This is a genomic window from Candidatus Propionivibrio aalborgensis, assembly GCF_900089945.1.
GTDB classification, from domain to species: domain Bacteria; phylum Pseudomonadota; class Gammaproteobacteria; order Burkholderiales; family Rhodocyclaceae; genus Propionivibrio; species Propionivibrio aalborgensis.
In genome coordinates, this window is the sequence record NZ_FLQY01000030.1 from 1 (window position 1) to 26,067 (window position 26,067).

Below are 26,067 nucleotides of genomic sequence, written 5' to 3' on the forward strand. Positions count from 1 at the left end.
CGACGCCGTAACCGACGACGCCTTTGCTTTCGCGAAGATAGCGCAGCAACTTTCCGTCACCACAACCCAGGTCAAGTACGCGCTCTCCGGGCGGAATCCAGTTGGCGATGACGGCAAAATCGAAGCGCTCGCGCTCGATGGCCGTCAGCGGGTTTCCATTGCTCATACTGATATGTTCTCCAGGTAGGCGCGCAATACGGCGTGATAATAGGCGTCATCCAGCAGAAAGGAATCGTGCCCCGCGTCGCTATCGATTTCGGCGTAGGCAACATGCCGTCTGTTATGCAGAAGGGCAAAAACAATTTCACGCGAACGCGCGGGAGAAAAACGCCAGTCTGTTGAGAAACTGGCGACAAAGAACTTGGCTTTGGCCCGCGCCAGGGCCGCGGCTAGGTCGCCATCGTAGGCGTAGGCGGGATCGAAGTAGTCGAGGGCCTTGGTGGTGTTCAGATACGTGTTGGCGTCGAAGAAGCTGGCAAACTTGTCGCCTTGATAGCGCAGGTAGGACTCGACTTCAAAATCGACGTCAAAGCTGAACTTGTGCTCGCCATGGCGCAACTGACGGCCGAATTTTTCGCCCATCTGGCTATCCGAGAGATAGGTGATGTGGGCAACCATGCGCGCCAGCCGCAGGCCATGGACCGGCACGACGCCGTGTTCGGCGTAATGGCCGCCATGAAAGTCGGGATCGGAAAGAATAGCCTGACGAGCGACCTCGTTGAAAGCAATGTTTTGCGCCGACAGCTTGGGCGCGGAAGCAATCACCATGGCATGCCGTATGCGATCGGGGTACTGCAAGGCCCACTCGAGTGCCTGCATGCCGCCGAGGCTACCGCCGATGACTGCGGCCCAGGTATCTATGCCCAGATGGTCGGCCAGACGCGCGTGCGCCGCTACCCAGTCCTCGACCGTCACCATCGGAAAATCCGCCCCATAGCGTTTGCCGGTAATCGGGTTGACCGACAAGGGCCCTGTCGAACCGTAGCAGCCGCCGAGGTTGTTGACCCCGACGACAAAGAACTTGTCGGTATCGAGAGGCTTGCCGGGCCCAACCAGGTTATCCCACCAGCCAACGTTCGTGGGGTCGCTGGCGTCAACACCGGCAACATGATGACCGCCGGAAAGGGCGTGGCATACCAGCACGGCATTGGAACGAGCGGTATTCATCGTCCCGTAGGTTTCAAATACCAACTCGAAGCCTGGAAGCAGTGCACCGCTCTTGAGTGCAATCGGCTCATTGAAATGGGCCCGTTGCGGCGCAACGATCCCGACAGAATTTTGTTGTGACATCGTGAACTTATCGGAAGAAAAAACCCAGTCGGCCTGACAAAGCGGACTGGGCTGGTCCCGCTTTAGCCGTATTTATTAAGCGCCCGCAAGCTGATGATTCAAATCGGCGCTGGTTCGGAAACTTACCGGCAGTCCTTGGAAAAGTCAAATTCGTCGGGGTGCCCCCGACCAGGCAATAGCGAACGGCAAACAGCAAACAGTTTTACGTAGCTTGGGTGTCCGCCATCAGCTATTGAGTCGATCAAGTTGTTCCCGAATTTTCGGGGATTCCTCCAGGCGCAGAATGCGGCGTGTGATCGGTATCAGTTCGGATATGTCGCTCTGCTTGACTTTCTGCTTGACTGCCGGAATTTGCGACGGATGCATCGAAAATTCGCGCAGGCCCATGCCCAGCAGTAAGCGGGTCAGGTTGGGGTCGCCAGCCATTTCGCCGCACATCGATACCGGTATGTTGACTTTCTCTGCGGTACTGATGACGTGCGCCAATAGCATGAGAACGGCGGGGTGCAGCGGCTCATACAGGTTCGAAACCTGCTCATCGCTGCGGTCAATGGCCAGGGTGTACTGGATCAAGTCATTGGTTCCGATCGAAAGGAAATGCATGCGGCGCAGGAAGATTCCGACCGCCAGTGCCGCTGCTGGTACCTCGATCATTCCACCGATCTCGATGTTCTCGTCGAAAGCTATTCTTCCTCCGCGCAGGCTGGATTTTGCCTGTTCCAGCGCAGCCAGCGTCTGGTCGATCTGATGCGCGTGCGACATCATCGGGATCAGAATTTTTACTTTGCCCAGCTTGGAGACGCGCAGAATGGCGCGCAACTGCGCCTGGAACGATGCGGGTTCGGCCAGCGAGAGGCGAATTGAGCGCAGGCCAAGCGCCGGGTTGTCGCGCCTCCGGCCCCCGATTATGTCGTCCGAATGCAGGTTCTTGTCGTTGCCAAGGTCAAAGGTACGGATCGTTATCGGTCTTCCTTGCATCGCTTTGACTGCCGTACGGTAGGCCTCGAACTGCTCATCCTCGGATGGCATGTCGCCACGTCCGAGAAAAATGAACTCGGTACGGAACAGACCGACCCCTTCGGCGCCGCTGTCGAGCGCTGCTGCGACATCGCTCGGTTCCTCGATGTTGGCGAGCAGATCGATCTTGACGCGATCGAGGGTCGTTGCCCGCGTGCTCTTGAGCAGTTTGAGTTTTGAGCGATCGATCTCGATCTGACTCTTCTTTAGCTCGTATTCTTCCAGAATGCGTGGATCAGGGTCGACAATGATTACGCCGCGTGTACCGTCGACAATGATTGTTTCCTTGTCGCGAATCAGCTGGCGGGCGTTGTGCAGACCAAGCACCGCCGGGACGCCCATACCGCGTGCCAGGATGGCAGTGTGCGAAGTGATGCCGCCAACGTCGGTAACAAAGGAAGCGAATTGCTGATCCTTGAACGCCATGACGTCGGAAGGAGAAAGGTCGTGGGCGACGACAATCAGGTTTTCTCCCCGGACCCCCTTGGGTACCTTGACAGCAGAATGACTTGGCCGCCCGATCAGCACTCTGACGACCCGTTCGACGACCTGGCGCACGTCGTAGCTGCGTTCGCGCAGGTAGGCGTCGCCAATCTTTTCGAATTGGGCGACCAGAAACTCCATCTGTTGCACGATTGCCCATTCGGCGTTGCAACGACGTTCACGGATGATCTGCTTCGGCACTTCGGACAATTCCGGGTCGGCAAGAATCATCATATGCAGGTCGATGAAGGCGCCAATGTCGGTTGGAGATTTCCCCATCTCGCTCTTCATTGTCGCGAACTCGCTTCGTACCTGCTCCAGTACGGTTTCAAAACGCGCGACTTCTTTTTCGACCATGCGTGGCGAGATGACCAGGTGCGACACCTCAAGCGTGGCTTGCGAGATCAGGTGCGCCTGACCAATTGCGATGCCGCTCGATGCGGCGAGACCGTGCAAAGTGAAACTCATGGTTTGATCACTCTCCCTCGCCAAATTTGTCTCCGATCAGTTTAAGGAGGGACTCGAGTGCGGGTTGTTCATCGTTGCCGATGGTCTCGACAACGACGGTTGAACCTTTGCCTGCTGCCAGCATCATCACACCCATAATGCTTTTGGCGTTAATTCGGCGACTCCCCTTCTCCAGCCAGACTTCGGAATGAAAACTGCCGGCCAGCTGGGTCAGCTTGGCCGAGGCACGGGCATGCAAGCCCAGTTTGTTGGAAATTTCGATTTCAGCTCGTGCCATCAATTTTCCTGTCGATAATCCGCTAGTGCTGGCGCATGTTGATGACGCCATCGTGACCACCACTCACCGCCTTTTGCAGGAGGATGCTCATCCCGCGATCCCGATAAGTCAGAGCGCGCAACAGCATTGGCAGATTGACGCCGGCAATGCCTTCGACCCGACCCGGCGACAGCAACTTCAGGCCGAGATTAGCCGGCGTTGCGCCAAAGACGTCGGTCAGGATCAACACGCCTTCGCCTTGATCGACTTCCTTCAACAGCAGTTCGGCCATCGGCAGAACATCGAGCAAGTCGTCTTGCGCAGCAACGCCGAGTTGGCCAATCAGTGGCGGCCGTTTGTTTAGAACGTGGCAGACATTCTGAATCAGGCTTTCGCCAAACGTGCCGTGCGTAATCAGAAGAATGCCTATCATCGTGCGTTCCGGTGGAAATCAGCCGACATTCTAAGGGATTCCACGTATTCCGTGAGGCCTGGAACCGTCAAGCGAAAAAATATCGAGCCGTTTCGGTTCAGTCCCGACAAATTCAAGGCGACGATGCAGTGCTGAGCTGACCTGGATGCGGCCCTCGGCATCAACCCGCAATACCTGATCGATTGCCAGCTTCCTTGCCAATTCGGGCCAGTCGGCTCCAGCGATGAAAAGCGGCTTGGACGCCGCATCGGAGAGCGTGCCGGCGGCAGGGCGTGGCGTGATGAGCACGGTCAGCGCCTGGGTCTGCATGGCCGGCCCGCCGCTACGCGGGTCAAGCAGGTGGCAGTAGCGTTTGCCATCCAGCTCAAAGTAGCGCTGATAGTCACCGGAAGTGCCAATCGCCTCGCCGTCGTTGAGTTCGACCGTGGCCAACGGTCCCGGCTGACGAGGATGCTGGATGCCGACGCGCCAGCGCTCGCCGTTTTTCGTGCCGAGTGCCATTACGTTGCCGCCGATGTTGATCAGTGCGTTGTTTACACCTCGCTCGTGCAGGATGGCCGTTGCACGGTCCAACGCAACGCCTTTGAGATAGCCACCGAAGTCGATGGCGACGGCACGATTGCGGCTGCTTACAGACGTACGTTCAATACGCAGATCGGCCATGCCAGGATGCGCCGCGCGCCATGCAGCGAGTTTTACCGGATCGGGAAGGGTGGCTTTGAACTCATCGGACTGGAAACCCCACAGCTCGATCAGGTTACCGATGCCAGGGTCGAATAGGTGATCGCCGGCTGCGGCAATGCGCTGTGCATCGACCAGAAACCCGGCCATTTCGGGAGTCACTTCCAGCGCCTTGCCGGCAGCAATGGCGTCGTTCAAAGCGCTCAGTTCGGACGGCTGCCAGGCGTGGTACGTACGGTGCAAGCGGTCGAATTCGCGCAGCACGGCGGCCGCTGCCGGGCGCGCTTGCGCATCGTCTAGCCCGGCGATTAGAACTTCGACACGTGTTCCGAATACGAAGGACTCTTGATGGTGCAGTTGCGCCTTGGTACAGGCTGCCAGAGACAGGAGCAGGGCCAGCAGAACGGCTAAACGGGCACAATGCATTCATGCTCCAGCGCGGCGATGAACATCTGTGCGGCATCAAAACCGGTTTGCTGGAAAATCTCAACCATGCAGGTCGGGCTGGTAACATTGATTTCCGTCAGCCAGTCCCCGATCACGTCGATTCCGACGAGCAGCAGGCCGCGCTCGGCAAGTACCGGTGCCAGTGCGCCGGCAATTTCACGGTCGCGGGCTGTCAGCTCGCGCGCCACGCCACTGCCACCGGCGGCCAGATTGCCGCGCGTCTCGCCGGCCTTCGGAATGCGCGCCAGACAATAGGGCACCAGTTCGCCGCCGACGAGTAGAATGCGCTTGTCGCCATCGGTGATCTCGGGGATATAGCGCTGCGCCATGATCGTTCGCGTGCCATCATGCGATAGCGGATCCTCGACCAATGTCTCGACGATGACGTTGCGGTTCGGATCATCATTGCGGACGCGAAAGATCTGGCTCCCGCCCATGCCATCTAGCGGCTTCAGAATGACATCGTGCTGTGTGTCAATGAAGCTGTGAATCAGAGCCGGTTCCCGCGATACCAGAGTGGGCACGGCAAATTGTGCGAACTCCGCCACGGAAAGCTTCTCGGAATGGTCGCGCAGCGCCTGCGGTCGGTTGAAGATGCGTGCCCCTTCGATTTCGGCGCGCGAAAGCAGCCAGGTGGTCGTGACATATTCGATGTCAAAGGGGGGATCCTTGCGCATGACCACGGCGGCGAAATCACGCAGTGGCACGACGTGGCGGTCCATTACCACGAACCACTCCGTATCGTCTTCCAGCATGACGAGGTGTGACGCGTCGGCGCACACGCCATGCTGCGACGACCAATGAATGGCGGACTGCTGGATCACCCACACGGCATGGCCGGCTGCCTGCGCCGCGCGCATCATGGCGACGCTTGTATCCTTGTAGGCCTTCAGCGAATCAAGCGGGTCGATAATGAAAGCGAAACGCATGAATATTCCTCCTGGGCGGGGGCTGGGTAGATTGGAAGCACAGCTACAACGACACCGCCATGTCTTCCACTGCCGCCGGTGTCGTACGTTCCAGCTCAAGCGACGCGGCAAGCTGCGCCAGTCGCGCCACCACGCCGTAGGCGTAAAAGCGGTTGGGCGGTGCATCCGGGTTCTGGCACTGGTCGGGCAGCGAACAACTGGTTTCAAAGGCCTGCGGTTCGAAACGCATGCCTGGCGCATTAAGGTTTTCATCCTTCTCGCGGCCCGAGTGAACGCGGTAGAAGCCACCAACAACATAGCGGTCGATCATATATACAACCGGTTCGGCGACGCCTTCCTGGTCTTCCTTGCCAACCCGTTCGTGGGTATGCACGCCCTCCTGGATGATCACCTGCGAGACGTTCACCCCCTCCTTGATGACCGACATCTTGTTGCGCTGCTTGCGGTTCAGTCCGGTAATTTCGGAGGCATCCTTGACCGTCATGATACCCATGCCATAGGTGCCGGCATCGGCCTTGACCACCACATACGGTGTTTCTTCGATGCCATATTCCTTGTATTTCTTGCGGATCAGGCCGAGTACCGCGTCAACGCTGGACGACAGGCATTCCTCGCCTTGACGTTCATAAAAATTGACGCTGCTGCAGACTGCGAAGTATGGATTGATCTGCCAGGGGTCGATTCCCACCAACTGGGCAAACTCTCCAGCCACTTCGTCGTAGGCAGCAAAATGCGTCGATTTGCGGCGTACGGCCCAGCCGGCATGCAAGGGCGGCAACACGAACTGTTCTTCAAGACTCTGAAGTACTGCAGGAATTCCGGCCGACAAATCGTTGTTGAGCAGGATGACGCAGGGATCGAAGCCCTCAAGGCCCAGGCGATATTGGCTACGCACCAGCGGTTCGAGCAACAGCGTGGTGCCGTTGGGCAGCTCGATCGGCGTCGGCTTGACGATTTCCGGCAGCAGGGATCCGATACGAACGTTCAGACCCGTCAGGCGCAGAATGGCCACCAACTGAGCCACATTCTGAAGATAGAAAAGGTTGCGCGTGTGGTTTTCGGGAATCAACAGCAGGCTCTTCGCACTCGGACAGATTTTGTCGATGGCCGTCATCGCGGCCTGCACGCAGAGCGGCAGAAAGGCCGAATTCAGGTTATTGAAACCGCCGGGAAACAGATTCATATCGACTGGCGCAAGTTTGAAACCGGAGTTGCGCAGATCGACCGATCCATAGAACGGCGGCGTATGCTCCTGCCACATGCCGCGCAGCCAGCGTTCGATATCGGGAGTGGCGTCGAGGAAGTTCGCCTCCAGTGCCAGAAGAGGGCCGGTGAGAGCGGTTGTTAGATGAGGAACCATGGCTTATCTCCGGTCATGCCTGTAAGCAAGATCAATATGCTTCATATTAGCTTTTTGAGTTTGTCCCACCATGTTACACCGCCCGGCGGCAGGAACGAGCGGAAGGAGGCGGGTAGCGGAGACTGCTCAAGGCTACGCTGGGTAAAGAGGAAGCGCCCGTCGCAAACAAAGCCAAGATCGCTCCAGTCAACGCTGTTCAGCGCCTCCGCCAGCAACCGAACGTCAAGCGTCTTGTCGTGCGGAAAAACGGCCAGAACCGAGCCGTCGTAGTTCAAGCAGTCATGGGCAAAGAAGGGTCGTGACCGGCGCGTCTTGCCATTGACGTAAACGCGGGCTTGTTCCGACTGGTAGTAGCTGCGCCCCCACTGCCACCAGTTGAATTCATCGAAGTGGCGGATTCGACGTGCAATCAGGCGTTCCTTGTGCGGCAACAGTGCGTCCACCGGCCGGTCGCCTGGCTCGCACCAGATCATCCGGCGTGTCAAACCGTCGGCCACCGTTGATGAACAGACGAAGTCGCGATTGCCGAGTTCATTGCTGGTGTAGAGATCGTCGGCGCCGGATACTGCACCGACTTTCACAAACGCAATATCGGACAGACGCAACGGATAGTCGTGTTGCGCAAACAACAGGTGACCGCCACTTTCGACGAAACGCCGCTCGCTCCATTGCAAGCGCGCCAGCCCCGCCGCGCCATCGGCCAAGCCAAGGGTGGCATAGCGGGTGAGTCGCGAGCGATTGCCTTGTTCAAAGCGCCAGATCGCACAGTTCGGCGTCGCCTTGTCGAACAGCCGTGAGTCGCCCAGATCGATGAAATCGGTGATCGTTCCCTCGGCAAAAAGAACGCGGTTCAGGGGCACGGCCGAAGTTGCCTTCAGCAGGTCGCGTGGTGTGATGAAGATCAACTCGCCGCCCGGTTCCAGATGGCGCAGGCACTTCTCGATGAAGAACAGATAGAGGTTGGCGCGTTTGTCGAGGACGCTTTTCCCGGCCAGTCGTCGTGTTCCCGGCGAGATGTCCTGGTAACGCACGTACGGCGGATTGCCGATGATCGTGGCAAAAAGCTCGTCGTCCGCCAGCTCGAAGAAATTCATCACCTCAGTGCCTGGCGGTGCGTGACGGGGGTCGACCTCGATCCCCAGTGCGCCGGGGAAACGCCGGAAAAAGGCGCCGTCACCACAGGCCGGTTCCAGCACCCTGCCGCTATTGCGCACCAGTTGGCACATGCAGTCGACAATCGCCGGCGGCGTGAAAATCTGGCCGAGGGTGGCAACCTCGTATTCCGAAGCTGAAGGGGCGGCAACAGTTGAAGGCATATGGCGGCGTGCGCATGGTCGCAATAAAACCGAGTATACGCTTGAACGGTGAAACTAGAATTCCGATGAGTTCCTCTCGTCATCACGTGCTCTTCGACACTCCCTTGGCCGGCTTCGGCTTTCGCTGAAATGTCAAAAGGAGTAGAGTGGCATGCTAATTTTTGTCACGGTTATCGGGAGATCAGCGATGCGAATTCTTGTATTGGGAGCGGGTGGAATCGGCGGATATTTTGGCGCAAGAATTCATGCTGCTGGAGGCGATGTCACATTTCTGGTTCGTCCCGCCAGGGCCGCCCAAATGAGAGAAAACGGGCTGAAAGTGACCAGCCCCTCGGGCGACTTGCAGATCACCCCCAAGGTTCTGACCGGTGACGAGCTGAATACTCAGTTTGACGTGATCATGCTCTCCTGCAAGTCCTATGATCTCGAATCGGCAATTGAAGCTATTGCGCCGGCCGTTGGCGAAGACAGTGTCATCCTGCCGTTGTTGAACGGCGTTCTGCACATCGACACCCTGGTCGCCCGCTTCGGTTCGGAGCGCGTGCTTGGCGGCGTGGCGTTCATCTCGGTGATGCTGGCACCGAACGGCGAAATCAAGCACCTTTACAAGTTGCACCGGTTGTTTGCCGGCTCGCGCACACCGCAACCCCCGAAATGGTTGCAGCCGCTGGCGCAGCTTCTCGCATCGTCAGGGATCGAATTCAACCTTTCCGACAACATCGATCAGGCCATGTGGGACAAGATCGTTTTCCTGTCCACGCTGGCGGGTTCGACCTGTACCTTCCGCGCCAGCATCGGCGACATACTGAGCACCGTGGCAGGTGGAACCTTCATCACCAGTATGCTTGCCGAATGTGCCCGAATTGCGGCAGTCAGCGGTTACCCTGTGTCCGAATCGCAACTGGCCGCCTATCGCAAACAATTGACCGAACACGGATCGAGCTTGATGGCTTCGATGTTGCGCGATATGGAACGCGGTGGGCCGACCGAAGCCGATCATATTCTCGGCGACATGGTCGTGCGCGCCCAGGCCAACGCGGTTGATGCGCCCATGCTCCGGCTCGCCTATTCACATCTGCAGGCCTACGATTTCCGGCGCAAAGCCGCATCAAAGTGATGCGCGATTTCCCGTGCATCGGTGACTGACACTCAAGCAGCAAAGCGATGTACAGGATCACTCAATATCAGGTCGACGCCTTCGCGACCCGGCCATTTGTCGGGAACCCGGCAGCGATCTGCCCGCTGGCGAGCTGGCCGGACGACGGCCTGTTGCAGGCTATCGCAGAAGAAAACAACCTGTCGGAAACCGCCTTTTTCGTGCCGTCCGCCAAAGGCTTTCGGCTGCGCTGGTTTACGCCGGTCGCGGAGGTCGATCTGTGCGGCCACGCCACCCTCGCGGCAGCGCATGTTCTGTTCGATGTGCTGGGCTACCCGAATCCGTCGATCACCTTCGAGACGCGCAGTGGCGAACTGATCGTCGGACGCAAGAGCAATCTGCTGATCATGGACTTTCCCGCGCGGCCTCCCGCAGCTTGCCTTGCGCCGGACGAGCTGGCCGAAGCCCTGGGGAAGCAACCCGCTGAAGTCCTGTCCGCTGACGACTACCTCGCTGTGTTCGACAACGAGGAAGCCGTTCGCGCCATCGACCCCGACTACGGACTGCTCGGCCGGCTCGATCTGCGCGGAGTGATCGTGACCGCGCCCGGCAGCGACGTCGACTTTGTCAGCCGCTTCTTTGCGCCCAAATTCGGCATTTCCGAAGACCCGGTCACCGGCTCGGCGCATTGCACGCTGGCGCCTTACTGGAGCGATCGACTTGGCAAGGACGTCCTTGCCGCCCGGCAAGTCTCCAGGCGGGGCGGCGATATCCTGTGCGAGGTGAAAGGTAGCCGGGTGCTGCTTTCCGGTTCTGCCGTCACCATCATGGTGGCGACGATCACCTTGCCCGAATAGGGTAATCCGCGCTGCACGAGTTGTGGGCAGCAATATCATTCGGGCAGCCGTGGCTTGCCTGAACTGGCATCTGCTAGACTGTGCAAAGAATAGATGGGGTGGCACCGGCTTCTCGGCTGACACTCCTGACGAGTCGAGCGCGCGCCGCAGGATTGTTGCCCCATCTTGTGGGGGTGCCCGATGCGTATCTCAACCTGATCCCCGAATGAATTCCGCCGCCCTTCTTTTGACCATCCTCTTCGCCGGGCTCGCCAGCCAGTGGTTCGCCTGGCGAGTCCGGCTGCCGGCGATAGTCGTGCTGATTGCCGCCGGCCTGGCTTTCGGGCCGGTTACCGGACTGATCAAGCTCGACCTGCCGCCCCATGATCTGTCCGAACTGATCGGGCTGGGTGTCGCCATCATCCTTTTCGAAGGCGGCATGGACCTGAAGCTCGAGGACTTGCGCCGGGCCGGCAAGGGTATCGGCCGCCTGACCCTGCTTGGCCCACCCCTCGCCTGGCTACTCGGCAGTTTCGCGGCGCATCATATCGCCGGCCTGAGCTGGCCGGTTTCCTGGGTCCTTGGTGCCATTCTGGTGGTCACCGGGCCAACCGTGATCATGCCGCTACTCCGCCAGGTCAGTCTCAACAAGGAATCCGCCTCGCTGCTCAAATGGGAAGGCATCGTCAACGACCCGATCGGCGTCCTGCTGGCCGTTCTCGCCTTCCAGTATTTCACAATTGCCGGCAGCGGCATGGCGGAAACGGCGGCCGGTGTCGGTCTGGCCCTGGCGGTGATGATCGTGCTCGGCGGTGGCGGCGGCTGGCTGACGGGCTGGGTTTACCAGCGCGGGCTGGTTCCCGAACACCTCAAGGCGCCGCTGCTGCTGGTGTTGGTCCTGTTCGTCTATTCGGCCAGCAACATGGTCCAGCACGAAGCCGGTCTGCTCAGCGTCACGGCCATGGGTCTGATCCTCGGCAACATGAAGCTGGTCGACAGAGAAGATCTGATGCGCTTCAAGGAGAACCTGACGGTCATCCTGCTCTCCGTGCTGTTCATCGTCATCCCGTCGCAGCTCGACCGGCAACTGGCCTACCTGATAGATTTCCGGATGATCTTGTTTGTCCTCGCCGTGCTGCTCGTTGTCCGACCCCTGACTATCATGCTGGCCACCATCGGCGCCCCGATGCGCATGGCCGACCGCAAGCTTTTGTCATGGATCGCGCCACGCGGCATTGTCGCAGCGGCAACGGCCGGTATATTTGGCCCCGCCCTGGTCGCAGCGGGCTATCCAGACGGCGAAAAGCTGCTGCTGATCGTCTTTCTGGTCATCATCACCACCGTTCTCGCCCACGGCCTGACCATTGGCCGGCTTTCACGTCACCTCGGCCTGGCGGCCAAGCACGCCAACGGGCTGCTGATTGTCGGCGCCTCGCCGTGGACCAATGCGCTCGCCAAGGCGCTGAAAGATCAGGATGTTGAAGTCCTGTTGGTGGACGGCGCCTATCACCGGCTAAAGCCGGCACGCATGGAGGGCATCGATATCTACTACGGCGAGATTCTCTCCGAACATGCCGAGCACACGCTGGAAACACTGCATCTGAACCATCTGCTGGCCGCCACTGACAATGATTTCTACAACGCCCTGGTTTGCAAGGCGATGGGCCGGAGTTTCGGACATCACCGCACTTTTCAACTGGCCACGCACCAGGAGTCCAGCCACGAACCGAAACGCCTGACCCTGCAGCGTCGCGGCCACATCGCCTTCAATGCCGACGCCGATTTCGAGAAGCTGACCCAGCTATTGAAGGATGGCTGGAAGATACAAACGAGTGTCTTGAGCAAGGCCTACACCTTCGCCAAGCTTAAGCAGCGTTTCGGCAAACCCGGTGCAGACTGGCTGATCGTTGCCGCCGTCACGCCGGACGGCAATTTTCGCCTTTACTCCAGTGAACAGACTTTCACGGCGGAACCAGGCTGGAACGTCTTCTATTTCGCTCCGGAGGACAAACGCGAAGGCAAAGCGTTGGCCAGGGACTCTGTCAAAGTGCCAGCCACGGAAGCCGCGCTTCACAGACCGTAACCCGAAGCGTATCTGACACATCTCGTGCAAATCCATTTAGGGCTCTGCACGAGAAGGGCCTAGAAGGAGAACGACGGTGCTGCTACACGGTTTCATAAAAATGCAGCAATCTCCTTGTCTGGGGATCTCGGCTGCGAAGTCACCCTTCATCTACAATCAGCTTTTCCCGAATGATCTCCGCGACGCACCTGCTTGAAGGTAGCAATGTGTGGACGACTGGAACCTGGCATTGATCGGTTATCCATTGCGCACTGGCTTCAGAAACGGCCACGACGCCATCGTTGGGTTCCTCACCAAAAAGACTGCGTGTAGCTGCAATCCCTCGTATGCCAACAATACTTGTTGTGGCTTCATTTAGTGCTCCGACCTCGTTCATGCGCTCGGGAGAGGCCAGCATCTGACCGCAGTCGCCGGCAAGTGCGCGATAGAGAATATTGTTTTTCAGTCGTTGCGCCAATCGAGATGGATGAACAGGTGATCCAAGAAGGAAGATATGGTGGGGGCGAATCGCGGTCGCAGGTAGCGAGTTGAGTGCGGCGCGCAACAAGACGCCGCCAAGTGAGTGTCCGACGACGATGTAGTGGCCCGTAGCCGCCACGGCGACAATCCGCTCTACAAGGCGTGACTGAATCGAATGGAAGCTCTCCATGGAGGTCATGTAGCCGAAAGAGGTCGCCTTCAGCCCCCCTCGGCGAAGATGGTGCAACATCGGCCAGCCCGACATCGGGGAGCGCCCCATGCCATGAACAAACAATACGACCATATCGACCATACGCACTATTCTCCGGTCCACGCCGCCGTTCGAAATTTTGATACAAGGTGATGTTGTTCAGACGGAGTGGCTATTTGTGACGAATTGTCTGCTCGCGTGGCAAGCGTGGTGATCGTCTGATGACCTTCACATTCTCAATGCTTTTGCTTCTCCAGGTCGGAGGCAACGATCTCGCCGACATCGGCATCGATGAGGGGCCAGAATGGGTTGCTGCGCAGCCGATTCAGGGCGCCGAGCGAAATGGCAATCGCGCCGTCTTCGCCGCGTAGCAGCCATGATCCGATGCTGGGGATGCCATCGCGACCACTCCCCGGCATGAAACCGTAGACGGGGTCGCCAGGCGGAAATGGCAGCGCCACGTGTCCGACTGAGACGATGTGGTCTGGCCAGTTCAGTGCGGTTTCGATGCTGCTTGTCTCGCCTTCAGGATTCAGTCGATTGATGCTTACCTGCCGGCTTTCAGGGTTGACGTTTGCCACGACATCCAGTGTGTAGCCGCGTGCGCCCTGTGACAGGGCGTCGATCAATGCTTTGGATTCCGGCCGTTGCACGCTGCTCAAGCCCTGATGGCGGTTGACGTCAAACAGCACAAGTCGGTGTTGTGGCCCGTCGAGGTGGGGATACAGGATATCCGTGGCGCCGTCGGCCCCGACCGTTGAATCGACCACCGATTGCCAGGTGATCACGGGCGGCATGCGCGCTATCAGTCCTGAATCGCTGGCATCCGCCAGCGCTCGCTGCAACGCTTTCGTGGCGCGGTTGATCTGACGCGTGGCGTTGACCGGAAACGAATTGAACTTGTAGGGATCGTACTCGGCGACGATCGCCTGCCAGTGGACTTTATCCAGCGCCGGGATCGGCACGACGCCCAGAAGGTCGAGAATGTTGGCCAGCGCGGCGACTTTGGTCAGTTTGATTGCGGGCGATACGAGCAGTACCCGGTCGGGTTTTCGGAGGGGTTCGTCGCCCAGTGAGTCCAGTGTGTACTGCAAGGCAAGCGTTCCACCAGACGAGTAGCCGCCAATGTAAAACAGTTGACTGGCTGGAGTGCGACTGGCGACATGACGGGCGGCGATTCTGACGGCGGCAGTCCAGTCACGCAAACGCATCTCGGTCATCATCGACGGTAAAGTGCCATGGCCCGGCAAGCGCAATACGGTGACCTCGAAAGCGCGCGCGTGCAGCGCTTCAGCCAGCGCTTTCATAGAATACGGCGAGTCGGTCAAGCCATGGATCAGCAGCGCATGGCCCACGGGTTTGGGATGAGACAGCGTAAACGAGCGATTGAACGGAGCGCCATTGGCCAGACGGTGAAACGGGCTGGCCGGATTGAAGCGGCTATGGATGTAGGCATCGTTCTTGGTATCCCATTCCGCTGTCTTGTGGCGCAGATCATCGAACAGCTTGTCTTCTCGACGCAGGTATTCCTCAAAGTCGATTGTGCCGTGTTTGGTCGCACTGAATTCTTCGTGAAGATGCTCGGTGTGCCATGGCTGTAGCGGCGGCAATTCATTGACCGCGTAGAGTGTGAAGCCGACGATGATTGCCAGACAGAGAAGCAGCAGCATGGTGGTCAGGCGAATGGCCAGCCTCCACGTTCGTTTTGCCGCAATAGCACTCAGACCCAGCAGACGGGATTTCATACGGCGTCCAGACAATCCGAGCCGCCTGGGTAGACGACGCTTGAGGGGTGGAGAGGCCGCTGGACAATCATTGGATTCCCGGGCTACCGCGCTGATCGTGCCGCGGCCCGACAGATCGCGTCGGCGAAGGTCTCCGTCAACGCCACCGGGAAATCATGCCCCATTCCCTCAACAACACGCAGCTGCGCATCCGGAACGTTGTTGGCGACATCCTCGCCGCACGCCAGCTTGATCAGCGGATCGTTTTTGCCGTGGAGAACGACGGTGGGGCAGGTGATGCGTCTGAGCAGCGGCCGGCGATCACCGTTGGCTATGAAGGCGCCGAGTTGTCGAGCCACGCCCTGAGGATAGAAGCTGCGGTCGTATTCCTTGCCGAACATAGTCTGCAAGTCTTCCGGCGCAGTCGGATGGCCCGGGCTGGCAACTGCCATGAAACGGGCGATGGCGTCATTGACAATGGTCTTGCGGTCAAGCGCCACGGGTAGCGGGGCGAAGAGTGACAGGGCGGCTGCTGGCGCAGGGGGCGGCAGCAGCGGGTTGCCGCTCGACGACATGATGCTGGTCAGCGACAGCGTGCGTTCCGGGAAGCGGGCGGCAATGATCTGGGCGATCGCCCCCCCCATCGAGGCGCCGACCAGGTGCGCCGTGTCAATGTCCAGCGCATCGAGCAGACCGATGCAGTCGGCGGCCATCGTATCTAGCGTGTAGGGCAGAGCAAACAGCGAACCCCCGCGCAAAGCGGCGCCGATGTCGGGCAGCCCCTGGCCATCGCAGAGCGTCGACAGACCGCAGTCGCGGTTGTCGAAGCGGATGACGCGAAAACCACGCTGTACCAGAAGATCGCAGAGTTCGATGTTCCAGCGCGTCATCTGTGCGCCCAGCCCCATGATCAAGAGAATGGCGGGGGCGCTGGCCGAGCCGAATGATTCGTAGTGAAGTTCTATCGCGTTGGCTGCAATGCGTGGCATGGGAGGCAGACGGGTCGGACGTTCATCGGCGGAGAGATTTTGGCGTGACTGACCCGCCGTGGCAGGGTGGCAGGGCGCTGCGCTTCAAAGCCATCCGGCGCGTTTGAAACGACTGTACAAAAAGGCGCAGGTAGAACTGATGCACAGGAGAGCCACGGGATAACCATACTCCCATTGCAGTTCGGGCATGAACTTGAAATTCATTCCCCAGATGCCGGCAAAGGCCGTGGCGACGGCGAATATTCCGGCCCACGCCGCCAGCTTCTTGTTTACTTCGCTTTCCTCGATGGCCACCATCGACAGATTGACCATGATGGCTGTGCTCACGGTGTCGCGGATGGTATCGAGCGAGGCATTGATCTTGGTCAGGTGGTCATAGACGTCCCGGAAATAGTCGCGGGTGTTGGCGCATACCACCGGCCCTCGGCCACTGAAAAGTTTTCCGGTCGCATCCATAAGGGGAGCCACTGCATGCTTGAGGAAAGTGATCTTGCGCTTCAGTTCGTACAGCTGCTCAATACTGGTACGAGCCGCACTCTTGGCAAAAATCTTTTCCTCGATATCTTCGAGCTCCGATTCCAGTCCGTCCATGATCGGGAAATAGCGGTCAACCACCGCATCCATCAGGGCATAGAAGACGAATCCAGCGCCATGCTCAAGCAAATGGGGTTCCCGCTCGCAGCGTTCGCGCACGCCCAGGAAATGCTGCTTGCTGCGATTTCTGACCGACAGCACGTAGTTACGGCCGACAAAGACGTTAACTTCGCTGCCGCTGAATTCGCCCTCGTTCAGCTCCAGCTGGTGCATCACAGCGAACACCGAGTCACCATATTCCTCGATCTTCGGTCGCTGGTGGCCATGGCGGGCGTCTTCGACCGCCAGTTCGTGCAAATCGAATTCCTCCTTCATCTGATCCAGCTCCTGCTCCGTTGCATCGCGCAGAGCCACCCAGACAAAACAGCCCGGCCGGGCCAGGTAGTCGCTGATTTCCTCGGCCTGCAGGTCGGCCAGGCGTGATCCGTTTTCGTAGGCGACGCAATTGATCAGCACGGCTTATCCCTCTTCTTATTGATAGACGCTTGCCAGGCTAGCGGTTTCCGACGCTCGGGTCGGCAGCGTCGAACGCTTGCCATTCGTCGTTGATCAGTCCCTCGATGGGCCGGAAGTTGGCCTTGTATGCCATCTTTCGACTGTCGCGGATCCAGTAGCCAAGGTACAGATAGGGCCAGTTGTTGGCAGCGCACTGGGCGATTTGCCAAAGGATATTGTAGGTGCCGAGGCCGGCGCCTTTGATTTCGGGGTCGTAGAAGGTGTAGACGGAGGAAAGGCCGTCGTTCAGCACGTCGACGATGCTGACCATGCGCAATACGTCGTTCTCGGTGAATTCGATCAGCCGGCTGTCGACGCGGCTCTGCAGCAGGAAACGCGAGTACTGCTCATGATTGTCCTGATCCATGCCGCCGCCAATATGCCGCGCGGCCTGGTAGCGCAAGTAGAGCCGGTAGTGCTCGTCGAAATACATGAGCGGGAGTTCACGGGCGCGCAGAGTAGCGTGCGTTTTGAGGCAGCGCCGCTGGCTGCGGTTGGGGGCGAAGCGCGCAATCGGCAGTCGTACTGGAACGCAGGCCTTGCATTTCTCGCAGTTGGGGCGGTAGGTAAAGACGCCGCTGCGACGAAATCCGCTGCGTACGAGGTCGCCGTAGACTTCGGTGGTGATCAGATGGGTTGGCGTGGCGACTTGCGAAATGGCCTGCTCGCCGGACAGGTAACTGCACGGGTAGGCGGCCGTGTTGTAAAACTGCAAGAGCGAGAAGGGAAGTTCGGAATCGTTGAGGCGAGACATCGGGGTTCTTCATCCGGTTGACATGGGAAAACTCTGCCACCAAATCAACGTCGCGTCTACCGCGATGGGCCTCGCTGGGCCTTGTCGGGCGGGATGATCCGATTGTCATGTTGCATGCCGCCAGTTTCCTGGTCCCAACCCTCGCTCGCACCGTCGATCGGCCAACGGCCACACGGCGGGGGGATGACGGTCAGCTCGTGTACCCGGGCCAGGAAGTCGTCGCGAGATATTTCGCGTGCGCCCAGCGAGGCAAGATGCGGCGTCGTCATCTGGCAATCGATCAGGCCGAATTCTTGTTTGCGGAGAAAGCGCGCAAGGTGCGCGAGTGCGATCTTCGAAGCGTCGGTTGCGTGCGAGAACATGGATTCTCCGTAGAACATCTTGCCGATGGCCAGCCCATACAGGCCGCCGACCAGTTTGTCATTTACCCGGACTGCGACGGAGTGGGCATAGCCACGCTCAAATAATGTGCAATAGGCCGCCTGCATCTCGGCGGTGATCCAGGTCCCCGCCTGGCCCTGGCGTCGTGTACGGGCGCAGGAGTCGATGACTGCCGGGAAATCACCGTCGAGCCTGATCCGGTAATCGTTCGCGCGCAGAGTGCGGCGCAGTGAGCGTGAAAACCGGAACTCGGAGGGAAAGAGAACCATGCGTGGGTCGGGACTCCACCAGAGGATGGGTTCGCCATCCGAGAACCAGGGGAAGATGCCCTGCCGGTAGGCTTGGACAATGCGTTGCGGAGAAAGGTCGCCGCCTGCGCAGAGCAGACCGTTCGGCTCTCTGAGAGCGAGTTCGAGTGGAGGGAAGGTGTTGGCGCTGTCGAGCCAGGGAATCATCGCTGGATCAATACGGGCTGGGCGATGGGGCGCGTCGTCAGGCTATCTGTCCGGAAGGCGACGACATGGTCGATGTCGAGGCGGATTCCGATGTGTTCGCCAATGGCATGATTGTGGTGCGAGGGTACGAGCGAAAGAATTCTTGCCCCGCTTGCCAGTCGGAGGGTGTACAGGAATTCGGCGCCACGGAAGGCGCTGTGCACGACTTCGGCCTGCAATTCACTGCGGTCGTCGTGAATAACGTCGTCCGGACGCAGCATCACTTCAACATGGCAACCCTTGCCGCAGGTATTGCAGCCCTGCATGCATTCAAGCGGCAGGCGCGATTCGAGCAGACCGAGTTCGACCTCGACACGATGGTTGTCGATGACCGTGCCAGGCAGGAATACACCCTGACCCACGAAGTCGGCGATAAAGCGGTTGCCTGGCCGGTGATAGAGGTTGTAGGGCGTGTCCCACTGCTGGATTCTGCCCTCATCCATGACGCCGATTTCGTCGGCCATGGCGAATGCTTCATGCTGATCGTGCGTAACGAGCACGGCGGTGATGCCTGCGTGCTTGAGAATACTGCGTACCTCAAGCGACAGGCGCTCGCGCAGGTCGACATCCAGATTGGAGAAGGGCTCGTCGAGCAGGATCAGTTGCGGGCGCGGGGCGAGGGCACGGGCTATCGCGACACGCTGCTGCTGTCCGCCGGAGAGTTCGTGCGGAAACTTTCTACCCAGGCCGTCAAGGCCAACGGTGGATAGCAATTCACCGACACGCGTCTGTCGCTGGTCCGCGCCGAGTGAGGTCAAACCGAACGCAATGTTGCCGGCGACCGTGAGGTGAGGGAAGAGGGCGTAATCCTGAAAAACCATGCCGATGCGTCTCCGCTCGGGCACTACACGGAAGTGGGGGCGGGTGACCGAAACTCCGTCAACCCGAATCTCACCTTCGGCGATGGGCTCGAATCCGGCGATGCAGCGCAGCAGGGTCGTTTTGCCACAGCCGGAAGGGCCAAGCAGGCAGGCGATGCTGCCGGTATCAACACGAAAGCTGACGCCATCGACGACGGTGTGCGATCCGTAGCGCTGAACGATGCGGTCAAGTTCGAGATGAGCCATCAGGAGAATTTGGAAACAGGTGCAGGTTGAAGCAGCGGAAAAAAGCGGAGAGGATCAGAGCTGCCCGAGGCGGTCAATTATAATTCGCTTTCTTTTTTGGTCGGCCATGAAACTCTCCCGTTTCAATTCGCTCCTCGTCGTTTCCGCATTGATTGCTGCCTTGATCGGTTTTCCGGTGGCCAGCGTTCTTGCCAACATATTCAGTGGCGGGACCAGTCCGACTTGGCTTCATCTGGCCTCAACGGTCTTATCGGAGTATGTCGGCAACACGCTCTTGCTGTGTCTGGGCGTGGGATTCGGTGTCGTCATCGTCGGCGTCGCCACGGCCTGGCTGACCGCGATGCACGATTTCCCCGGACGGCGCATATTCGAATGGGCGCTGGTCTTGCCGCTTGCGATTCCAGCCTATGTGCTGGCCTACGTCTATACAGACTTTCTTCAATTCGTCGGCCCGCTGCAAAGCGGACTGCGTGAAACCTTCGGCTGGAGCCGCGACGACTATTGGTTCCCGGACGTGCGCAGTACGGGCGGTGCCGTGACGATGTTCGTATTCGTGTTTTATCCCTATGTCTATCTGTTGGCACGCACGGCCTTCATCGAGCGTGCCAGCGGTATGCTGGATGCTGCGCGCACGCTCGGGCTCGGTCCGTGGCGCAGCTTCTTCCGGGTGTCGCTGCCGCTGGCGCGGCCGGCAGTGGTTGCTGGCACAACCTTGGCGCTGATGGAGACACTGGCCGACTATGGCACGGTGTCCTACTTCGGCGTGCAGACTTTTACGACCGGAATTTATCGTGCGTGGTTTTCATTTGCGGACCGGATCGCGGCGGCTCAACTGGCGGCTTCGCTTCTTGGCTTTGTCGTCGTACTGCTTGTAATCGAGCGGCTTTCGCGCGGTCGGGCGAGGTTTCACAATACGACGGTTCGCCATCGTCCGCTGTCCGGCCATGTGCTGAAGGGCGGTCGTGCTGCGATGGCGGTCGCGGTATGCGGCATTCCGTTGTTGATCGGATTCCTCCTGCCCGCCGGCTTGCTGTTGCGACTGGCGTTGACCGAGGGTGACGCACAGTTCGGCGAGCATTTCTTTTCACTGGCCGGAAACAGTTTCGTGCTGGCCGGGCTGACGTCGGCGATTGCCGTTGCCCTGGCTTTGCTGCTGGCCTATGGTGCCCGCGCGTCGAAGGGGTTTGTCGCGAAATCGTTTAACCGTCTGGTTGTCCTCGGCTACGCCGTTCCCGGTTCGGTGATCGCCGTCGGCGTACTCATCCCGGTAACGCGACTGGATAACTGGCTGGCTTCACAATGGGAACTCTGGTTCGGAATCAATCCGGGGCTGCTCTTTACGGGCGGCATCGCGGCATTGATCTATGCTTATCTGGTGCGCTTCCTTGGCGTGGCATTGCAGTCGGTCAGCGCAAGTCTGGCCAAGGTGACGCCGAGCATGGACGAGGTGGCGCGAAGTCTGGGCACCGGGCAGGGAGAGCTCATGCGGCGGGTGCATCTTCCGATCGTGCGCGGCAGCTTATTCACCGCTGTCCTGCTGGTCTTCGTCGATGTAATGAAGGAGCTGCCCGCAACGCTGGTGATGCGACCCTTCAACTTCGATACCCTGGCCACCCAGGCTTACACTCTGGCTTCGGATGAACGTCTGGCCGAAGCTTCGACCGCGTCCCTGGCGATTGTTGCGGTCGGAGTGCTACCGTTGATAGCGCTGTCGCGGCAGATCGCCAAGAACAGAAGCTGAATGAAGTGCCCACGGCGAACATGGCGGCAAGCCGCGATCGCCGTGGTTGGATCTTTCTATCGATAACCCACGCGATCAAAGATCACTTGCGCTTTCGATCGGTACATCGCCAGCGAGCCAACCGGTAGCGCGTCAGCCTTGAACTTGCCAAGCGTCGCCAGCGCCGGGTTATTAACCTTGACCCCGACAACTACCGGCCATTCGTTGTTGCCGTCGGCAAAGAAGCGCTGCGCTTCGTCGCTCGCCAGATACTCCAGGAACTTGAGCGCGGCATCCTTGTGTGGTGCGTGCTTCAGCATCCCTCCACCGGACACGTTGATGTGTGTTCCAAAACTCTGCTGATCCGGCAAGACGACCGCCACCTTTTCCATCACTTTCCAGTCATCGGGTTTGTCCGAGCGCATCAGACGAGCCACGTAGTAGGTATTGGCAAGCGCCACTTCACATTCACCAGCGGCCACCGCCCGGATCTGGTCCGTATCGCCGCCCTTGGGGGACCGTGCGAAGTTGGCGACCATGCCTCTTGCCCACTCCTCGGCTTTGGCTTCGCCATGGTGCGCGATGAAGGACGCCATCAGGGAAAGGTTGTAGGGGTGCGAGCCGGATCGAGTGCACAACTTGCCCTTGAGTCTCGGCTGAGCCAGGTCGGCGTAGTTCTGAACAGCCTCGGCTTTGACAGAACCTTTGGCGTAAACGATGACCCGGGCGCGCGTCGAGAAGGAAAACCAGTCTTCGGTACGCAGGTTCGCAGGAATGCGCTGGTCGAGGATTTTCGACTTAAGCGGAGCGAAGAGCCCCATCTCATGTGCGGTCGCGAGACGTGAGGCATCGACGGTCAGAAGAACATCGGCCGGGCTGTGGGCGCCTTCATTCTTGATGCGTTCGAGCAGTTCGTCTTCCTTCCCTTCGATGCGGTTGATCTTGATTCCCGTCTGCCGGGTGAATTCGGAATAAAGTGCTTCGTCGGTCTGGTAGTGGCGAGCAGAGTAGAGGTTCAGTTCCTTGTCGTCGGCGTAAGTGCTGCCAGTTAATGCGACGCAAGAGACGATGACAAGGCCGATGCGAGCTAAGGGGGAATACATGATGATCACTCCTGGTATTAAAAAAGAACGCCTGCGCGTCCTTCGGAGTTTTGTGCCGTCATCTCAGCGTTCAACGATGCGCCGTGCTCCGTTGTAGCGTTTTGTCCAGTAGCTTTGGCTCATGTCCTCGACACGTATTTCTGCGCCGCTACGCGGTGCGTGCAGGAAGCGGTTGTCTCCCAGGTAAATGCCGACATGGGAGAAGGCGCGACGCATGGTATTGAAGAAAACAAGGTCACCCGCCTTGAGTTCGTTCTTGTCGATAACGTTGCCGACCTCGCTTTGTTCACGCGCTGTGCGTGGCAGAAGCAGGCCGATGGCATCCTTGAAAACGATTTGAACAAATCCGCTGCAGTCCAGCCCGATATCGGGGTCCGTGCCGCCCCGCCGATACTTGATTCCGACCAGCTCAAGGCCCTTGAGGATCAAATCCTGCGCATTGCTCGTGTAGCGTTCCAGCAGTGAGGGCTCCTCACTGGCTCGTTGCTGCTGCTCGGTCGCCTGGACCATGCCAGAGCCGAATAGCAAGATTGCAACGGCGACAAGCAGGATTGAGCGTAGTCTTATATAAGTCATGGGAGGGCAATCTAAAAGAAAAACTTCCGGGTGTAAACCCTTTCGTCCACGACTTCCGCTGAAGGTTGCCGGGCGTCACCGCGTAACCACATGATTAATAGTGTCTTTGTGATTCCCTCTTTAGCCGCGTATATGGATACTGGTAGAAGGGTTTTGTGCTTATAATCGACAAATGGCTGTTGGCGTTGCCGACTTCGGCCGTGTCGCAAGAAATCTCCGATTCCAGCAAGGAGCGCTCATGAGCCCCTTCAAGGCTTATCTGATCAAAGAAGTGGATGGAAAAACGCAGGCTGATTTCGTCGTCATGGATGAGGAACAACTTGATCCTGGCGAGGTGACGATCAGGGTTGCTTATTCCAGCGTCAATTACAAGGATGCTTTGGCCGCGACTGGTGCCGGGCGTATCATTCGTCGGTTTCCTTGCGTTGGCGGCATCGACCTCTCGGGGATTGTCGCAAGCAGCACGAATTCGCGATTCAAGCCCGGCGATCAGGTGATCGCAACCAGTTTTGATATCGGCGTTGCACACCATGGCGGTTATGCGGAGTACGCGCGCGTTCCCGCCGACTGGGTAGTCCCTCTGCCTGCCGGCCTTTCACTTCTTGAAGCGATGGCTCTCGGTACAGCAGGCTTTACCGCTGCGCTGGGGATTGTTCGTATGGAGGAAAATGGCCTCGCGCCCGGCAAAGGACCAGTGATCGTGAACGGGGCAACCGGCGGCGTCGGTGGATTGTCCGTGGATATGCTGTCCAAATTGGGCTATAAGGTGACGGCGTTGACCAGCAAAGAAGCCGAGTTTGACTATCTCAAACGCTTGGGTGCCGCCGAGGTCATGTTCCGCTCGGCGCTCGATCTATCGCGCATCCGTCCGCTCGACAAACCGCTCTGGGCCGGCGCGGTGGACAATCTCGGTGGTGATGTTCTGGCCTGGACGGCCAGTACGATGAAGCAGGGTGGCACGATAGCCAGCATCGGCATGGCTGCGGCTGGCTCGTTCAATTCGACGGTCATGCCCTTCATATTGCGTGGCGTATGTTTGCTGGGTATCGATTCGGGTTACATTGGCGAGCCCTACCGTAGCCGCGTCTGGAAACGCCTGGGAGACGATCTGCGGCCGCGTCGCTTGCTTGAAATGACGCACCGGATCGGCTTCGATGAATTGCCAGGCATCTTTCAGAATTTCCTTAAAGGAAGCGCGCGTGGTCGCGTCGTCGTCGAATTGGCTGGCGCCTAGTCTGTATCCGGATGCATAGCTCAAGGTAATTGCGAACTGAATTACGCATGGAAAATCCAACCCAGTTGCCACGTATATTGATTGTCGATGGGTCGCGTATAGTGCGCGCGATGATCGTCAAGCATATCCGCGATTCTTACGATTTTCGTGAGGAATCGGACGGGGAGGCGGCTTGGCAGGCTCTCGTTCTTGATCAGTCCATTCGGCTGGTGATTTGTTCGCTTTCCCTGCCCGTGCTTGACGGCGATGGTTTGCTGGTCCGTGTGCGCTCCTCGCGCCTGCCCCGTATTGCGCAGATGCCGATGCTGATGATCTCTGGCGACAACGATGAGGTTCTTGCGCGCGCCAAGACGCACGGCGCGTCGGATTTCATCAGCCGAGGTACCGGCGGCGCCGAACTGCTGGGGCGGATCGAATCGCTGCTCAAGCTTTCTGAAGCGCAGAACCAACTCAAGGAAAACCTTGAGCAGCATGTACAGAATCCGGAAACGGGCCTGTTTACGCGCAAGTACGTCGAGTTGCAGGCTGCTCAGGCGATGTCGCACGCCATGCGGCACAACAGTGAAGTCAGTGCGATCGTGATGGGTTTCGACAATGTCGGCGCAATACGTGAGGAACATGGAGCTGACGTATTGAAGCTGTTGCAGCAACGATTTATCGCCATGCTGGTCAGCAAGGTACGCAAGGAAGACAGTCTGGGCCATTTTGCGGGCAGCCAACTAGTGGTAATCTCGCCAGGAACGCCCTATCCTGCATGCGAGTCCTTCGGCAATCGGCTGCGTGATGCCATCCGCGTATCCAATATCGCGGTACACGGTCAGCGTCTGAACTTGTCTGTTAGTGTCGGTGTCAGCAATTCCCCTGTAGACGGGGTATCCTCCGCAGGGGCGCTCATCGAATTGGCCGGGTCGCGTTTGAAGGTGGCACAGCAATCCGGTGGCAATCGGGTCATCGCGTGCAATGTTCAGCCATTGACTGCGACGGTTGCGCCACGGCTTGAGCATGCCATCGCCTTGATCAAATCCGGGCATGAGAGTGAGGTGGTGCCGCACCTGGCCGCATTGGGCAGCCAGGTGTTGCCACTATTGAAGGTGTTGGAAAGGGAGTTGAAGTTGGATCTGCCCATGGCAGATATTGAGAAGTGCTTGCTTGACCTGGCGCAGAAGGGAAAAGACGCCGGGCAGGATTAGTTACCATTAGTGCAGGTTGTTCAGTATCAGCAAAAAGGAAAACTTATGACGACAATCAAGGAATTTCACAAACAATCCATCGACAATCCGGATGCTTTCTGGGCTGAGGAAGCCAAGCTGATTGACTGGCACAAGCCGTTTACTCAGACACTCGACTTTTCGAGGCCTCCGTTTGCCAAGTGGTTTGTTGGTGGCCTGACGAATATTTGCTACAACGCTGTGGATCGTCATGCGGCCAAGCGCCCGAACGACCGCGCGCTGGTCTTCATCTCGACCGAAACCGACCAGGAAGTTGTTTACTCCTTCGCCGATCTGAAGAAAGAGGTCATGCGCATGGCTGCGGTCATGCAGAGCCTTGGCGTTGGCAAGGGCGACCGCGTT

At 58.7% G+C, this 26,067-nt stretch carries 25 protein-coding genes; 7 read left to right on the plus strand and 18 right to left on the minus strand.

Features of this window, described 5'->3' with window-relative positions:
* The 9 genes from PROAA_RS02045 to PROAA_RS02085 form a co-directional block, all read right to left on the minus strand.
* Window positions 1-166, minus strand: a 166-nt coding sequence (locus PROAA_RS02045; protein ID WP_342669202.1) for a methionine biosynthesis protein MetW, incomplete at its 3' end; no start/stop codon positions are given.
* Window positions 163-1,290: a homoserine O-succinyltransferase MetX gene (metX, locus tag PROAA_RS02050; protein ID WP_186409722.1), complete on the minus strand. Its 1,128-nt coding sequence runs from the start codon at window positions 1,288-1,290 to the stop codon at window positions 163-165. The genes metX and PROAA_RS02045, both read right to left, overlap by 4 nt.
* A gap of 225 nt (window positions 1,291-1,515) precedes the next feature.
* The gene (ptsP, locus tag PROAA_RS02055; RefSeq protein WP_186409725.1) at window positions 1,516-3,258 is read right to left on the minus strand and encodes a phosphoenolpyruvate--protein phosphotransferase; all 1,743 of its coding nucleotides are present in this window, start codon (window positions 3,256-3,258) and stop codon (window positions 1,516-1,518) included.
* 7 nt (window positions 3,259-3,265) lie between these two features.
* Window positions 3,266-3,535 (minus strand): HPr family phosphocarrier protein, encoded by a 270-nt coding sequence (locus PROAA_RS02060; protein WP_186409726.1) that lies wholly within the window; start codon window positions 3,533-3,535, stop codon window positions 3,266-3,268.
* Between the two features lie 22 nt (window positions 3,536-3,557).
* Window positions 3,558-3,947 carry a PTS sugar transporter subunit IIA gene (locus tag PROAA_RS02065; RefSeq protein ID WP_186409727.1) on the minus strand — a complete coding sequence of 130 codons (390 nt, stop codon included), beginning with the start codon at window positions 3,945-3,947 and terminating at the stop codon, window positions 3,558-3,560.
* A gap of 30 nt (window positions 3,948-3,977) precedes the next feature.
* A complete protein-coding gene (locus PROAA_RS02070; protein ID WP_186409728.1) occupies window positions 3,978-5,054 on the minus strand; it encodes an FAD:protein FMN transferase in 1,077 nt (358 codons plus the stop codon).
* Window positions 5,036-6,004, minus strand: a complete 969-nt coding sequence (gshB, locus tag PROAA_RS02075) for a glutathione synthase (protein WP_186409729.1) — start codon at window positions 6,002-6,004, stop codon at window positions 5,036-5,038. The genes PROAA_RS02070 and gshB overlap by 19 nt, the downstream gene beginning before the upstream one ends.
* A 43-nt stretch (window positions 6,005-6,047) precedes the next feature.
* Complete coding sequence (gene gshA / locus PROAA_RS02080) at window positions 6,048-7,364, minus strand: glutamate--cysteine ligase (RefSeq protein WP_186409730.1); 1,317 nt, start codon at window positions 7,362-7,364, stop codon at window positions 6,048-6,050.
* A 41-nt stretch (window positions 7,365-7,405) separates the two neighbouring features.
* Window positions 7,406-8,680 carry an Eco57I restriction-modification methylase domain-containing protein gene (locus tag PROAA_RS02085; RefSeq protein ID WP_186409731.1) on the minus strand — a complete coding sequence of 425 codons (1,275 nt, stop codon included), beginning with the start codon at window positions 8,678-8,680 and terminating at the stop codon, window positions 7,406-7,408.
* A 151-nt stretch (window positions 8,681-8,831) separates the two neighbouring features.
* Here PROAA_RS02085 and panE point away from each other — a divergent pair, with 151 nt between their 5' ends.
* The 3 genes from panE to PROAA_RS02100 all read left to right on the plus strand — a co-directional run bounded on the left by panE (window position 8,832) and on the right by PROAA_RS02100 (window position 12,695).
* Window positions 8,832-9,797: a 2-dehydropantoate 2-reductase gene (gene panE, locus PROAA_RS02090; protein WP_222102053.1), complete on the plus strand. Its 966-nt coding sequence runs from the start codon at window positions 8,832-8,834 to the stop codon at window positions 9,795-9,797.
* A 47-nt stretch (window positions 9,798-9,844) separates the two neighbouring features.
* A complete protein-coding gene (locus PROAA_RS02095) occupies window positions 9,845-10,633 on the plus strand; it encodes a PhzF family phenazine biosynthesis protein (protein WP_186409732.1) in 789 nt (262 codons plus the stop codon).
* Window positions 10,634-10,838: 205 nt separating this feature from the next.
* Window positions 10,839-12,695 carry a cation:proton antiporter gene (locus tag PROAA_RS02100; RefSeq protein WP_186409733.1) on the plus strand — a complete coding sequence of 619 codons (1,857 nt, stop codon included), beginning with the start codon at window positions 10,839-10,841 and terminating at the stop codon, window positions 12,693-12,695.
* A 139-nt stretch (window positions 12,696-12,834) separates the two neighbouring features.
* On the opposite strand, the gene PROAA_RS02105 is transcribed toward PROAA_RS02100, so the two are convergent.
* From PROAA_RS02105 to PROAA_RS02135, 7 genes are all read right to left on the minus strand, one after another.
* Window positions 12,835-13,488 carry an esterase/lipase family protein gene (locus PROAA_RS02105; RefSeq protein WP_222102054.1) on the minus strand — a complete coding sequence of 218 codons (654 nt, stop codon included), beginning with the start codon at window positions 13,486-13,488 and terminating at the stop codon, window positions 12,835-12,837.
* A 113-nt stretch (window positions 13,489-13,601) separates the two neighbouring features.
* Window positions 13,602-15,110 carry an alpha/beta hydrolase gene (locus PROAA_RS02110; RefSeq protein ID WP_186409734.1) on the minus strand — a complete coding sequence of 503 codons (1,509 nt, stop codon included), beginning with the start codon at window positions 15,108-15,110 and terminating at the stop codon, window positions 13,602-13,604.
* A gap of 83 nt (window positions 15,111-15,193) precedes the next feature.
* Entirely contained in the window at window positions 15,194-16,078 is an 885-nt protein-coding gene (locus tag PROAA_RS02115; RefSeq protein WP_186409735.1) for an alpha/beta fold hydrolase, read from the minus strand.
* Between the two features lie 84 nt (window positions 16,079-16,162).
* A complete protein-coding gene (gene corA / locus PROAA_RS02120; protein ID WP_186409736.1) occupies window positions 16,163-17,128 on the minus strand; it encodes a magnesium/cobalt transporter CorA in 966 nt (321 codons plus the stop codon).
* Between the two features lie 37 nt (window positions 17,129-17,165).
* Window positions 17,166-17,921 (minus strand): arginyltransferase, encoded by a 756-nt coding sequence (locus PROAA_RS02125; RefSeq protein ID WP_186409737.1) that lies wholly within the window; start codon window positions 17,919-17,921, stop codon window positions 17,166-17,168.
* 56 nt (window positions 17,922-17,977) lie between these two features.
* On the minus strand, window positions 17,978-18,757 hold the full coding sequence (gene aat, locus PROAA_RS02130; RefSeq protein ID WP_186409738.1) for a leucyl/phenylalanyl-tRNA--protein transferase: 780 nt from the start codon (window positions 18,755-18,757) through the stop codon (window positions 17,978-17,980).
* A complete protein-coding gene (locus PROAA_RS02135) occupies window positions 18,754-19,863 on the minus strand; it encodes an ABC transporter ATP-binding protein (RefSeq protein WP_186409739.1) in 1,110 nt (369 codons plus the stop codon). Before PROAA_RS02135 ends, aat begins: the two co-directional genes overlap by 4 nt.
* A gap of 106 nt (window positions 19,864-19,969) precedes the next feature.
* Between PROAA_RS02135 and PROAA_RS02140 the strand changes: the two genes are divergently transcribed.
* A complete protein-coding gene (locus PROAA_RS02140; protein ID WP_186409740.1) occupies window positions 19,970-21,604 on the plus strand; it encodes an ABC transporter permease in 1,635 nt (544 codons plus the stop codon).
* A 56-nt stretch (window positions 21,605-21,660) separates the two neighbouring features.
* On the opposite strand, the gene PROAA_RS02145 is transcribed toward PROAA_RS02140, so the two are convergent.
* Both PROAA_RS02145 and PROAA_RS02150 read right to left on the minus strand, forming a co-directional pair.
* The gene (locus PROAA_RS02145) at window positions 21,661-22,686 is read right to left on the minus strand and encodes a Fe(3+) ABC transporter substrate-binding protein (protein ID WP_186409741.1); all 1,026 of its coding nucleotides are present in this window, start codon (window positions 22,684-22,686) and stop codon (window positions 21,661-21,663) included.
* A 63-nt stretch (window positions 22,687-22,749) separates the two neighbouring features.
* Window positions 22,750-23,262, minus strand: coding sequence for a C40 family peptidase (locus PROAA_RS02150; RefSeq protein ID WP_186409742.1), 513 nt, complete (start codon window positions 23,260-23,262; stop codon window positions 22,750-22,752).
* A 238-nt stretch (window positions 23,263-23,500) separates the two neighbouring features.
* Between PROAA_RS02150 and PROAA_RS02155 the strand changes: the two genes are divergently transcribed.
* The 3 genes from PROAA_RS02155 to PROAA_RS02165 form a co-directional block, all read left to right on the plus strand.
* A complete protein-coding gene (locus PROAA_RS02155; protein ID WP_186409743.1) occupies window positions 23,501-24,496 on the plus strand; it encodes an oxidoreductase in 996 nt (331 codons plus the stop codon).
* A gap of 47 nt (window positions 24,497-24,543) precedes the next feature.
* Complete coding sequence (locus tag PROAA_RS02160) at window positions 24,544-25,686, plus strand: diguanylate cyclase (protein ID WP_186409744.1); 1,143 nt, start codon at window positions 24,544-24,546, stop codon at window positions 25,684-25,686.
* Between the two features lie 45 nt (window positions 25,687-25,731).
* Window positions 25,732-26,067: acetyl-coenzyme A synthetase N-terminal domain-containing protein (locus PROAA_RS02165; RefSeq protein WP_281182217.1), on the plus strand; the 336-nt coding region annotated here is incomplete at its 3' end.